General features: G+C 33.1%; 14 protein-coding genes. 1 reads left to right on the forward strand and 13 read right to left on the reverse strand.

Annotated features, from left to right (window positions below; translation table 11 throughout):
• Positions 1-107 precede the first annotated feature (107 nt).
• The 4 genes from B9N53_RS05890 to B9N53_RS05905 are packed head-to-tail and all read right to left on the reverse strand — an operon-like array spanning position 108 to position 3,080.
• Positions 108-728: an epoxyqueuosine reductase QueH gene (locus B9N53_RS05890; RefSeq protein WP_094204108.1), complete on the reverse strand. Its 621-nt coding sequence runs from the start codon at positions 726-728 to the stop codon at positions 108-110.
• Positions 700-1,395: an HAD family hydrolase gene (locus tag B9N53_RS05895; RefSeq protein ID WP_094204109.1), complete on the reverse strand. Its 696-nt coding sequence runs from the start codon at positions 1,393-1,395 to the stop codon at positions 700-702. Before B9N53_RS05895 ends, B9N53_RS05890 begins: the two co-directional genes overlap by 29 nt.
• Positions 1,395-2,099: a TrmH family RNA methyltransferase gene (locus B9N53_RS05900; RefSeq protein WP_094204110.1), complete on the reverse strand. Its 705-nt coding sequence runs from the start codon at positions 2,097-2,099 to the stop codon at positions 1,395-1,397. The genes B9N53_RS05895 and B9N53_RS05900 overlap by 1 nt, the downstream gene beginning before the upstream one ends.
• On the reverse strand, positions 2,100-3,080 hold the full coding sequence (locus B9N53_RS05905) for a C39 family peptidase (protein WP_094204111.1): 981 nt from the start codon (positions 3,078-3,080) through the stop codon (positions 2,100-2,102). It abuts the gene before it with no gap.
• A 113-nt stretch (positions 3,081-3,193) separates the two neighbouring features.
• On the opposite strand from B9N53_RS05905, the gene B9N53_RS05910 reads away from it, so the two are divergent.
• The gene (locus tag B9N53_RS05910; RefSeq protein WP_094204112.1) at positions 3,194-3,898 is read left to right on the forward strand and encodes a class I SAM-dependent methyltransferase; all 705 of its coding nucleotides are present in this window, start codon (positions 3,194-3,196) and stop codon (positions 3,896-3,898) included.
• Between the two features lie 45 nt (positions 3,899-3,943).
• Here B9N53_RS05910 and B9N53_RS05915 read toward each other — a convergent pair whose 3' ends face one another.
• The 9 genes from B9N53_RS05915 to B9N53_RS05955 all read right to left on the reverse strand — a co-directional run bounded on the left by B9N53_RS05915 (position 3,944) and on the right by B9N53_RS05955 (position 13,040).
• The gene (locus B9N53_RS05915) at positions 3,944-5,395 is read right to left on the reverse strand and encodes a helicase HerA-like domain-containing protein (RefSeq protein WP_094204113.1); all 1,452 of its coding nucleotides are present in this window, start codon (positions 5,393-5,395) and stop codon (positions 3,944-3,946) included.
• A 16-nt stretch (positions 5,396-5,411) separates the two neighbouring features.
• Positions 5,412-5,921: a hypothetical protein gene (locus tag B9N53_RS05920; RefSeq protein ID WP_094204114.1), complete on the reverse strand. Its 510-nt coding sequence runs from the start codon at positions 5,919-5,921 to the stop codon at positions 5,412-5,414.
• A gap of 1 nt (position 5,922) precedes the next feature.
• Complete coding sequence (locus tag B9N53_RS05925; RefSeq protein WP_094204115.1) at positions 5,923-7,200, reverse strand: glucose-6-phosphate isomerase; 1,278 nt, start codon at positions 7,198-7,200, stop codon at positions 5,923-5,925.
• Between the two features lie 8 nt (positions 7,201-7,208).
• Positions 7,209-8,315, reverse strand: a complete 1,107-nt coding sequence (locus tag B9N53_RS05930; protein ID WP_094204116.1) for a PP2C family protein-serine/threonine phosphatase — start codon at positions 8,313-8,315, stop codon at positions 7,209-7,211.
• Between the two features lie 12 nt (positions 8,316-8,327).
• Positions 8,328-9,449: a THUMP domain-containing class I SAM-dependent RNA methyltransferase gene (locus B9N53_RS05935; RefSeq protein ID WP_094204117.1), complete on the reverse strand. Its 1,122-nt coding sequence runs from the start codon at positions 9,447-9,449 to the stop codon at positions 8,328-8,330.
• A 130-nt stretch (positions 9,450-9,579) separates the two neighbouring features.
• Positions 9,580-10,614 carry a DUF4097 family beta strand repeat-containing protein gene (locus tag B9N53_RS05940; RefSeq protein WP_094204118.1) on the reverse strand — a complete coding sequence of 345 codons (1,035 nt, stop codon included), beginning with the start codon at positions 10,612-10,614 and terminating at the stop codon, positions 9,580-9,582.
• On the reverse strand, positions 10,615-10,929 hold the full coding sequence (locus tag B9N53_RS05945; RefSeq protein WP_002835632.1) for a PadR family transcriptional regulator: 315 nt from the start codon (positions 10,927-10,929) through the stop codon (positions 10,615-10,617).
• 68 nt (positions 10,930-10,997) lie between these two features.
• Positions 10,998-12,041: a DNA polymerase IV gene (locus tag B9N53_RS05950; protein WP_094204119.1), complete on the reverse strand. Its 1,044-nt coding sequence runs from the start codon at positions 12,039-12,041 to the stop codon at positions 10,998-11,000.
• A 42-nt stretch (positions 12,042-12,083) separates the two neighbouring features.
• Positions 12,084-13,040, reverse strand: coding sequence for an SH3 domain-containing protein (locus B9N53_RS05955; protein ID WP_094204120.1), 957 nt, complete (start codon positions 13,038-13,040; stop codon positions 12,084-12,086).
• Positions 13,041-13,072 lie beyond the last annotated feature (32 nt).

The raw sequence follows: 13,072 nt of genomic DNA on the forward strand, positions 1-13,072 counted from the left end.
TTTATTATATCAAACAACTTTAGCCGATACAAATACTTAACACCATTATCAATTTTGTTTTGAGAATTTCTCACAAAAAAAATCGGCGATAAAAATCACCGATTCAATCAATCATTATTATGTCGTTGTTCTGCTTCTTTTTTGCTGTAAACGCATCCGCAGTAATCTTGTCTATACAAATCAAATTCCTTCGATAATTCGATTGATCTCTTGTAACCATTTTTCTTTTTGAAATCAGAATGCAAAAATTTAGTTTTATGAGTTTGTTCTAATTTTTCTCCGATTTCATTAATCCATTGGCTGTTTTTGTGAGGACTAACCGATAACGTCGTCGTTACAAAATCAAAACCTACCTCATCTGCAATGTCGAAAGTTCTATCAATTCTCAAATCGTAGCACTCATAACAGCGCTGTGATTTCTCTCCCCAATCCTTATAAGGAGCAACTCTTTCGTAAAATTCATCTGGATCGTATTTGTCAACAATTATATCTATCGGATATTTTGCTTTTGTATTTTCTATGACTTTTTTCTGCTCCACAACTCTCTTGTCAAACTCAGATTGTGGAGAAATGTTTGGATTGTAAAACAAAATAGTTATCTTAAAATACTGTGACAAATATTCCAAAACATAACTAGAACAAGGACCACAACAACTGTGAAGAAGAAGTGTTTCTCCTCCATTTAGATTTTCAATTGTTTTATCCAATATTTTTTGGTAATTCTCCATAAAAATCAACTATCCTTCTTTGATCAGAAATCACAAAATCTGCTCCCGATTCTACAAGTTCTTCTCTTTCTCTAAATCCCCATTCAACACCGACACTTGTTACACTCGCATTTTTACACGTCTCAATATCTGTATCCGTGTCTCCAAAATATACAATCTCTTCTTTTTTAATATCCAAATCTTCCACGATTTTTTCTAGCAAAAATGGATTAGGCTTTCTTTTGGTTTCATCTTCCAATGCGGACACATAATCAAAATAGCCTTGTGGAAATAAATTGTTCAAAATTTTCTCCGCTGCTGGAAGAGTTTTATTCGTGCATACGCAAACAAGTGCGCCCATTTCTTTTAATTTATCCAAACTTTCTCTTATATGTGGATACAATTGTGTTTTCTTGTCATCATATCCATTGTAATATTCAATGTAGTTATCGTAAATTTTATTAAATTGAGAATGAATTTTTGCTTCATCCAAATTATCGCGCTCTATTAAATAATTGAGAGATTTTTCCACCAAAATTTTAGGTCCATCTCCAAGAAAATAATTAAATTTTTCCTTTTCTACAGGTTTAAGCCCGAATTTTTGTGTAGTATGATTGAAACAATTATTTATCATTTCAATAGAATCTATCAACGTTCCGTCCAAATCAAATACAAATACTCTCTTCATTAAATCACCCTCGATTGATACATTGCAATGGAACAAGCTATCGGTAAATTCAAGGAATCCACATCCTTAGATTGATTGATGAAAATCTTATTTTCATTGTAGTATTCTTTTGGAAGCCCTGCCCCTTCATTTCCAAACGCCAAGCTAAATGGTTGTTCGAACTTCACATCGCCAAGTTCATCTGAACTTTCATCTAGCAAAAATGAATAAATCTTATTTTCTGGGAAATTTTTCTTGTAATCTTGTAGATTATCAAATCTTTGGATATTTAATTTGAAAAAAGCTCCCATACTGGCACGGACAACTTTAGGATTGTAAACATCACACGTATTTGATATCAAAACCAAATCCTTATATCCAAATGCAAGCATACTTCTCATAATAGTACCTAAGTTTCCCATGTTGTCTATTCCGTCCAAAATTATGTGGTTTTTTTCTTGTAATTTTGATTTTTCCTTTTTGAAAACTCCAATCACGTATTCTTTATCTTTTAATGAAATTTTGTTTATTTGTTTACTTGAAATCGTATAAGGAATTTTCTTATCATTCAATATATTTATCAGTTTTTCTGTGTCATTGAAATCCTCAGAAATTAAGACCTCCTCAACAATATCAGCCTTATTTTCAATAAGTTCATAAGTTGGAAAAGGTCCCATTGTATAAGAATATTCAAGATCTTTTTTGTATTTTGTGTATTTTTTCATTTATACTCCATTACTAAACACCCACATTGCTTTGATTTGTGGTTGTAATCTATCGTATTTCCATGATTTTTGCGAATTAGTAAAACTGTTTGGATCGTTCAGTATAATATTGCCATTTGCATCCATTCCCGAAATCACCATGACATGTCCCGTTTGTGTGAAATCTCCAGGTCTTACAGAAATTAGAATTGGATTTCCTTTTTTTAGATTTTCTTTGATAATATTATAATTCGCATCCATTTGAACAGCTTTCAGCCCGTATTTTCTTGCGATATAAGGATAAAATCCCCAGCTTGTTCCTTCTGATGAAGAATATCCGTTGCGATCACTCTCTTCAGCTATTTTTGCTGGAGTGATTGAAGGATCGTTCTTCAAATACGACATCGCCATTGCGCAACTTGTAGGGCCACATCCTGTAAATCCAATAATTCCGTAGCCATATTTTTCATAACCCCATCTCTTGTCCCATTGCAAATACAATGGTACGTTTGAACTATTTGCGTTTTCTGGATATGAATAGTCGTTTTTAATTGTAGAATCAATTGTTTTCGCCACGAAATTCACAGCAGTGTAGTTGTTACCGGCAAGTTTTAAAAGAGAAGGATGAATGTCGTCAGCATTTTTCATCACTATTTTTGCATTAGGATTGTACTTTGCGTAAACTTCTAAATTGTGCAACAATTCATTTCTCTTAAATGTATTTTGGTAAATATTTTCATTCTTTTTGATTTCATCAAAAACTTCCTCATCAGTTTTTTCTTTTTCCACTGGTTCTTCTGGTTTGGAATTTTGTTGTTCGGAAGTTTTTTGCTCCTGAGCTATCTCAGTTTGTTTTTGTTCAGCTGAATGCTCTTGTCTATCATTTTTTACTTTTATGATTGAAAATAGAATTACTAAAAGAAATACTGAAAACACAATCCTTCGTTTTACTGCGCGTCTTCTTTTTTCTTCTAGAAATCTATCGTGATTATTACGTATCAAGTTTTCACCTCATTTATCTAATTATATCACACGATTTGAAATTATTACAAAATTATGACAACTTTATAAAATTGTAACATTCTTTTGGGTATATATACATTAGAGGTGATGATATGAGTAAATTTTACGATTCAATTTCAGATAATTACGAAGATATTTTTCAACCAAATGACAAACAAATTAGCTTCTTAGAAGAACGTGCTCACGGCAAAATCTTGGATGTTGCGTGTGCCACTGGAAAAGTTGCTAAAAGGCTTCAAGATGATGGGTATGATGTGATGGGGATTGATTTGGAAGAAAAGTTTGTCGACAAGGCAATTAATGAAAACAAAATCGATGCTAAATGTATGAATATGTTAGATATCGACAAATTGGAGGATAATTTCGGTTTGATTTACTGCATCGGAAATTCTCTGGTACACTTGGATTCTACAGAAAAAATAAATGAATTTTTGAAAAAATGCTATGACAAATTAAATCCAAACGGAAATCTCGTACTTCAAATCATTAACTTCCATCCATTTTTACAAGTAGATGATGATTACTTGGGAGATCTTCCAACTATCAAAAACGAAAAAGTTGAATTTGTACGAAAATATTTCAGAAATGGTGATTTTATACGATTTAACACAGTGATGACAGCCGCTGATAAATCCATCGAAAACGACGTCAATTTATTTCCAATAACATCAGATGAATTAGTAAAACTTTTAGAACAAAATGGTTTTGAGAATATAAAAATATACGGCGGATTTAATAAAGCAGAGTTTGATAAGGAAAACTCCAGACCATTAGTAATCAGCGCCGAAAAAAAATAAAACAAAATTTACCGGCATTAAAGAACCTCCCGTCTGGGAGGTTCTTTAAAATTTTATGCTCTTTTTGATTGATCCGAAAATTCCACGCGCGATATCTCTACCGATTTGTCTTGTAAAACTACCAAGCATTGAGTTGATGCTTTTAGTTGCGAAATCTTCTATCGGAGATTTTTCTTGTTTTGTGGATTTCTTAGTTTGTTTTTCTGGCTCTTCTTTGATTTGATTTTGCAATTTTGTTTGCAGTATTTCATAAGCAGATTCTCTGTCGATTGATTGCGAATATTTTTGATGCAAATCAGAGTTTTTCACGATATAATCTACGTCCGATTGAGAAAGTGGCGTAAACGATGAATGTGGTGGAAGTACCAATCCTTTTTTAGTTATACTTGGTGCTCCCTTTTCGTCCAAGAATGAAATCAACGCTTCACCAGTTCGTAAGTTTACAATTTCATCTTTTACATTCATATCGGCGTTTGCTCTGAAAGTTTCAGAAACTTTTTGCACTGCCTTCAATTCTTTTGGAGAGAAAGCTCTCAATTGATGCACAATTCTATTTCCTAATTGTGAAGAAATAGAATCTGGAATGTCCAGTGGATTTTGTGTGATGAAGAATATTCCCACGCCTTTTGAACGAATAAGTCTTACAACTTGTTCGATTTTATCCATTATCATTTTGTTTGCATTGTCGAATAACAAATGTGCTTCGTCAAAGAAGAACACAAGTTTAGGGATTTCTGGATTGCCAACTTCAGGTAGCGATTCGAAAAGTTCTGACAATAGCCACAACAAAAACATAGAATACAAGTTTTTGTCGTTGATAAGTTTTGCCGCAGAAATAATATTCACAAATCCGCGTCCATCAGAATCCGTCTTCATCAAATCTTTTATATCCAAGCTTGGCTCTCCCAAGAATTTATCTGCACCCATATCTTCGATGTACAATAATTTTCTCATGATTGCGCTGATACTTTGAGTTGTGATATTTCCGTATTTTTTGGAATAAACTTCCCTTTTATCAGACAAATGATTAAGCATAGAACGCAAATCTTTTATGTCCAACAACAATAGTCCTTCCTCATCTGAAACCCTGAATGCAATATTCAAAATTCCAGCTTGTGTATCGTTCAAATCCAAAATCTGCGACAACAAAATTGGACCCATTTCAGAAACTGAAACTCTCAATGGAAGGCCATTTTCTCCGTAAACATCCCACAAATTTACAGGATAGTTTTTGAAATTAAAATCAGTGATATTCATTTCATATAGTCTAGATTTAAGATTATCGTTCATTTCACCAACCGATGCTAAGTTTGACAAATCTCCCTTAACGTCTGACAAAATAGTTGGCACTCCCAAATCTGAGAAATATTCGCACAACACTTTTAATGTAACTGTCTTTCCGCTTCCAGTTGCTCCTACGATAAGCCCATGTTGATTTACTTTATTTGAAAGAAGTTCGATATCTTCGTTTCCTCTTGCAATCAATAATTTTTCCACTATTTCCTCCGTATTTCTATTTCTCTTGTATAATTTGTTTCAAATCAATAAAATTCAACGTTGCTTTTTTGTAAAAAACTTTTGTTTTCTTATACTTGTTGTAGTTGTTGTACACTGTAACTGCACACACTGAAAGTGCGAACACCAACAATATGTATTTCCCAAATATCAAATATAAAATCATTCCCATAATCACATAAGATATCGGGCTGTAATCAAACGGCAAATCATAAAAAACACTGTAGAGTATTCTGTCAATACATATTACTACCAATAACAACCACACGTAAATCGCCAAATTGAGTGTATTTGATTCTAATAAATTAAGAATGATTGCTGGAACAAAATACACTCCCGCTCCTATTATTGGCACGAATGAAAACACAGTTACAAAAAACGATTTGACAAAAACATGGTCAACCTTCGCACATTTCAAAAATAAAACAGATGTCAATAAAATCAATATAATTTTCGAAATTTCGTAGCTTTTCTCGTACAAAACTATTTTCTTTAAATTCTCTTTCATATTAATAACCCGGCTTTTCTAATAGTTTAAACATTTGCTTCTTGTATTCTTCAACTCCTGGTTGATTAAAAGGATTCACTCCTAAAACAAGTGCTGAAATTGCTACACTCATTTCAAAGAAATAAATCATATATCCTAGATTTTCTTCATTAATCTCATCAATTTTCACGACGACACTTTCAACATTTGACGACAAGTGCGCATTAAGCGTTCCTTGCATAGCCATCTTATTCACATAATCCACTGATTTTCCACTCAAATAATTCAGATTATCCAAATTATCAGCATCAGATTTTATATACAAATCTTTGCGTGGATTTTCTACTGAAATCACAGTTTCAAATACATTTTTTTGTCCATCTTGAATCATTTGACCTACTGAATGCAAATCCGTCGTGAAATTACACATCATTGGGAATATTCCCTTATTGTTTTTTCCTTCCGATTCTGCGAATAATTGCTTGAACCATTCAGAAAAATATTTCAATCTCATTTCGTAATTAATAAGTATTTCGATGTCTTTTCCATTGCGATACATGTTATTTCTGAATGAAGCGTATTGCAGTGCAAAATTTGACTCATAGTCAAGTTTTGTAAAATCTTCCATTGCATTTGCTGCACCCACCATCAATTGATCAATGTCCAATCCTTTTACGCAAAGTGGCAACAATCCAACAGAAGTTAGAACGGAAAATCTTCCACCGATGTCATCTGGCACTACAAAAGTTTCATAACCATTGATATCAGACAATTCTTTCAATGCACCTTTTTGTTTATCAGTAGTGGCGAAAATTCTGCTCTTTTGTTCTTCTTTTGTGTATTTTTCATCCATTAATTCCTTTATAAATCTAAAAGCGATTGCAGGTTCTGTAGTAGTTCCCGATTTGCTAATTACATTTACACAAAAATCCTTGTCTTTCAAATAATCCAAAAGTTCAGCCAAATACGTAGAAGACAATTGGAAACCAGCGTAGATGATTTCGATGCCCGATTTCTCAAAATAATCGCTCATCGCATAATCAATTGCCTTAGCTCCCATATAACTTCCACCGATTCCAATGACAACTAAACAATCAGAGCTTTCTCTTATCTTCTTCGCACATTTTTTAATTCTCTCGAATTCTTCTCTGTCGTAATTTTTAGGCAAATCAATCCATCCTGTGAATTCCTTACCTTCACAGGATTTATTTAAAAGCTTTTCTAAAGCATTTACGGATTCTGTTCTCAAAGTATCCACAGAATTATGACTTGTCGTATTTGAAAAATCTAGCTTGAACATATTTCCTCCTATAGAACCTTCAAACTCACTAGAACAATATCGTCATCCTGTTCCAAAAATCTAAAAGAATTCAATTCGCTTAGCACGTATTCAATTCTTCTATCTGGAACTTTCATTAAATCTCTTTTTAGTCTTTCTTCGCCGTAAAATTCGTTGTCAAATCCTCTAGTTTCAGTTATCCCATCAGTGTACATAATTAATTCATCACCACTGGAGACCAATATATCTCTTTGATCAAACCCAACTCCTTCAAACATTGGAGAGATAGGATGACCTGTAACTTTTAATTCTTCTAATTTGTCATTGGAAATCAAAAATGGAATACCATTGTGACCAGCATTTGCATATGAAAATATTTTGAGTTTTCTATCGTATAATCCATAAAAAATCGTAAAATATTTGTCTACCGATAAATTAAGTTCAGTAAATGTGGTATTCAAATCCTTCAGCACTCTTTTCGGTCTAGAATCTGTAATTCTACTTACCAAATACCTCATTGTCTGTCTGATAAACATCGTCAGAATAGATGCCGCAATCCCATGGCCCACAACATCTGCGATGTAAATTCCTACAAATCTTTCGTCAATGTCTATGCAATCGATGATATCTCCAGACAAATCCCTAGATGAAATATAGCTGTAATCCAAATCCAAACCAACATGCTCACCCTTACTAGGCAAAGTTTTGCTTTGAATGTGCTTGGCGAATTTGATTTCATCCTTGATGTCCTTGTTCGCATTAATCAAATCAATCTGAGTTTTGACCTCTTTTGAAATATCTCTGAAAACCTCGACAGTGCTTACCACTTCTCCATCTTTATCCATAACTGGAGAAGAAGTTATGGAATAATCCACGCCATTTATTTTTCTTTTTTCTTTGATAGTGCTGTTCAAACGGTATTTCCTATCTGCCAAACATTTTGGGAAATCTTCACTATAATCCAAATAGCAATTCACTCCTATTGGATTGATAGGCATAGATTTTATCATGCTAGTATTGGCAAATATTATTACCCCATCTTTATCTATTACTCTAACTAAATCCTTCATAGAATTTAGAACTTCGTAATCAGATCCTTTGAAATCACTAACATCTTCATTTGATTTCTTCTCCAAGGATATCTCCTCCTATTTAGGTCTCGGACCAAAATATTGATACAAATAACACTTCATATTTCCGTTGTACATCTTTCTATTTTTAGATGCTTTTTTGCCGTAAAATTTCTCAAACTCTTCGCAATCTGTGATTATATATTGTGAGGCAGTCTTGAATTTCGCCATTTTAATTCCCAAATCCTTATAAATCTTCTCGGCTTCTTGTCTTTCGCCAAGCCTTTTTCCATAAGGTGGGTTAGATATTAGAACGAAGTAATTATCATTCAACACAACATTTCTGAAATCCCTCGTCACGAATCTAATATCCTCTCTGACTCCAGCATTTTCAGCATTTGCTATTGCTTTTTCAATCGCTGAGCCGTCTACATCACTAGCGAAAATATCTATCTTCTTATCGTAATCAATGCTCTCCAAGGCTTTGGTACGCTCTTGTTTGTAGGCATCGTTGAATTTATCATTAGAATTAATAAAATCGAATTTCCTATCAATTCCAGGTGCAATATTTCTGAATTTTCTTGCAGCTTCTATTGCAAAAGTTCCACTGCCGCAAAACAAGTCCACAAGAGGTCTGTCGCTATTAGCAAATGATAAATCGATAATTCCTGCTGCTAAGTTTTCTCTTATAGGGGCAAGAACTGAGTCCTGTCTGTAACCTCTTTTGTGAAGTCCATCTCCCGAGGTATCCAAAGTTATCGAACAAATATCTTTTACCAGACTAACTTCAATCCTAAATCTCCCCTTGGATTTTGAGAACCAATCCACCTTGTATTCTTTCTGAAGAGATTTAATAATCGCCTTTTCTGTAATCGATTGACAGTCTTTAATAGAAAATAATTTTGATTTGTAACTTCTGCCTTCTACAATAAAATTAGAATCCGCTTCTAAAATATCCAACCAATTTATTTTTTCAACGCCCTTAAAAAGTTGTTCGAATGATACAGCCTTAAAATTACCCAATTCGATTAGAACTCTGTCTGCACATCTCAAATTTATATTTAATTTTGCGATATCTTTTTCATCGCCTTCAAGCATTATTCTTCCGTCGTTTACATTCAAATTCTCATAGCCCATATCCAAAAGTTGTCTTTTGACTAAGCTCTCCAAACCGAATGCGCAAGTTACTATTATTTTCAAAATTATTATTCCTCCATATTACCTTCTATTTTATCATATTTTCAATGTTTTTTTTACGTTATTATAATATTTAACCGCAAATTTACAATAAAAAAACTGCAACGAAAAATCATTGCAGTCAATTTGAAATTTAATCTACAGTAATATCTCCACTAACTGTTGCAGCACTTATTTCGATTTCATCATTTGAGAATGATTGGTCGTGAGATTTACTGATTTTTTTGGAACTATCTTTGTAGTAACTGTCGATTTGAATTTCTCCGCTTACAGTTCTAAGTTCGATAGAACCTTTCTTTTCTTTGATGTGGATGTTAATATCGCTAGACACACCTCTCACATTCAAATCTTTGTTTTCGTTCACATCGATTTCGATATCGCCACTTACTGTGTTCACTGTGATTTCTGGATTTTCGGAATTCACCTTTACATCACCGCTCACAGTATTAACGTAAATTTCTTTTTTGCATTTGAAGACTTGAACATCCCCACTTGCTGTGTTGACATTTACATTGTTTGATTGTGTTGTGATATTTACATCACCGCTTGAAGTGTTGCAAGTAACGTCGTTACTAATAACATCTACATTTACATCTCCACTTGCTGTAGCGATGTTTAATCCCAAATCACTGTCTTGTGGGATTTTGATAGAAATTGATTTGATGAAACTTTTTTGGAGGAATTTTTCCATTTTAACTTTGCCTAGCTTCAACACGTGATTCATATAATCTACGTCCAATTTTTGCGTTTCGTCAGTTGTAGTGTAAGTTACGATTATTTTGTCCAATTCGTGAGTTGACACATCGATGTCCGCATTTGATTTAACTTCAATTCTGTGGAAATCATTGTCAAATTCCAATGTTTGTTGTGACAAATCATAGTCTTTGTCTTTGGATTGGTCGAAAATTTTAGAATTAAAGAAATCGCCGATGCTATTCAAATTAAACATACCGAATAAGTTGTTTTCTCTGATAATTCCAGCTTCTTTACATTCGTTGAATATTTCTCTTGGATTACCTAATTCAGTTGAAATCTCTTCTTCAGTTTTTCCATTTTCAACGCCGATTCTAAAATGTTCTTCGTAATCATTCTTGATTTCTCTGTAAGTTGTTTCGTCGACATTTCTGAAATAATAATCTAAAAGTTCCATAAATTGTTCTTTATTCATTTAAAAACCCTCCTCTAACAAGGCCTTAACACTTTCAACCAATTTTTTGTAATCTTCAAGTTGTGAGTGCAAATATGTTTTTCCTTCGTCTGTTATCTTATAATATTTCCTAGATGGACCTGATTCTGATTGTTCAGTGTAATCTTCCAAGTATTTGTCGTTTTTCAATCTTCTAAGCATAGGATAAATTGTTCCTTCGCTCATTGGTATCTTATCTTTTATCTGATCTATAATTTCGTATCCGTAGCTGTCTTGTTTAGATATAACCGATAAGACACATAATTCTAAAATCCCTTTTTTTAATTGTGTGTTCATATCTTACCTCCTGATTACATTATAATACACAGTAGTACATATTGCAAGGTATTATGCAAAGTTTTTTACTACAAGAATTTTAACTGCTCAAAAGTCGTGTCGCTCAGGTTTGCCGCAGTAATTCCGAAAAGTCTGACAGACTTTTCTATCTTAGTATTAAGCACAAGATACTTCACAATCCTGTAAATATCTTTGACATCACTAATGTATTCATCAAGAGTCATCGATTTTGTAATCACGGAAAAATCGCTAAGTTTTATTTTAATTCTGATAGTTTTTGCTTTAATATTTTTCTTATGAAGATCATCTGCTAATTCTTCACTGAACTCACTTGCTTTTTTCAGTAACTCATTGTAATTTCTCAAATCGCGTTCAAAAGTGTATTCCACCCCGATAGATTTTCTAATTCTGGACAAATCCAACTGTCTATCGTCAATTCCACGAATTCTATCGTAAATTACTTCGCCAAACTTCCCGAACAATTCTCTCAAATTATTTCTGGATAAATCGTACAAATCACTAACTTTTTTGATTCCAATATTGTTTAGTTTTTCCTCAGATTTTCTTCCAATTCCTTGGATTTTTCCAACGTTTAAATCCATCAAGATATCTGGAATATCATCTTGCGTTATAATTTTGATTCCATGAGGCTTATTCCAATCTGACGCAAGTTTTGCAAGGCTCATGTTGTAACTTATTCCAATAGAGATAGACAATCCTGTTTTTATCCTTACATTTTCTTGGATTAGATTTGCCAGTTCTAATCTGTCCATTTTAATATGATAAATATCCATGCAACCTTCATCTATACTCATCTTTTGAATTTTATTAGAGAAAGTCGACAAAACCTTGAAAACTTTCTCGCTATTTCTTCTGTATTTTTCAAAATCAGGGGTAACTATAACTAGATTTGGCACAATCTTTTTCGCTTGAAATATTGGCATTGCAGAGTGTAATCCGTATTTTCTTGCTTCGTAGTTCGCAGTAGTAATTATCCCCCTCTGACTTTTTCCACCTACAACCATTGGGACGTGTTTTAGTTTTGGATTATCCAGAATTTCACAGGACGCAAAGAAAGCATCCAAATCAAAATGCAAAAAATTTAAATCCATAACACACCCCTTTCTACTAAAAAAGCCCTCATTATTGAGAGCTTAATCGTTAATTTCTAAGTTATTTGATGATATCCACGCATCGTATGATTTTAGTGAATCTGCACTTTTAATTATCGCATGACACCAAACTCTTTGACCTGAATCTGGTTTTGCTTCATAAATGTACACTTCACTTCCCATAGGAATTGAAGAAATCACTTGTGATTTATTGCTTGGTTCTTCGTAGATTTTGGCATTATCTGTAGTTACCAAATAAGTTTTACCAACTAAACGAATGCACAAATCGATAAGTCTTTTGTTATCATCAGTTTCATAACTTTCATCTTGTTTATCTGGTTGTTTTGCGCTTTCTTTTTCTTTCTTTAATTCTTCCGCTGATTCACTGGCAAGTTTTTCAGCTTTTTCTCTGGCTTCTTTTTCCTTTTTCTCAGACAATGCACGTTGTTTTTCTTCTTCTTGTTTTTTCTCATTGTATTGATTTTTCGCTTTTTCAACTTCTTTTATTTTGTCTATAACAATGGTTTCGTGTGGCATTACACGTGCGTATGAGTTTAACATATTCAAACTTGCATCAAAGTTGTCATCTTCTGCAAATGAATCACTTGCAATTATCACCGCTTGTGTGCTTTCTTGCAATCTTTGTTGCGCTTTTTGATAGTTTACATTGTCTTTGTTGCTTACTTTCAAAAAACTTTTTGCCGCGTCGACATACTTCATTTCCTTTAAATAATTTACTCCATAATCGTAATTATTCTTGGATGACAATAGTTCCACAGCTTCACGTTTTTTGTCTATATAAGATCCATCGTTTGTTCTATCGTACAATTCACTGTAATAATCTACAGCTTTTTGGTAATTACCATCTACTATACATTGGTGAGCCAATTTATCTAATTTTTCTGCCTTTGATGAATTTAAAATATTTAGTCCTACAAAAGCACCAACAAATATTGCTACAGTTATCAAAACTACAGCAACAATATTTTTCTGCTTCATTCATTACACCTCTCTAATATTCTAATGAATAA

This window comes from Finegoldia magna, from assembly GCF_002243175.1.
GTDB lineage: Bacteria > Bacillota > Clostridia > Tissierellales > Peptoniphilaceae > Finegoldia > Finegoldia magna_J.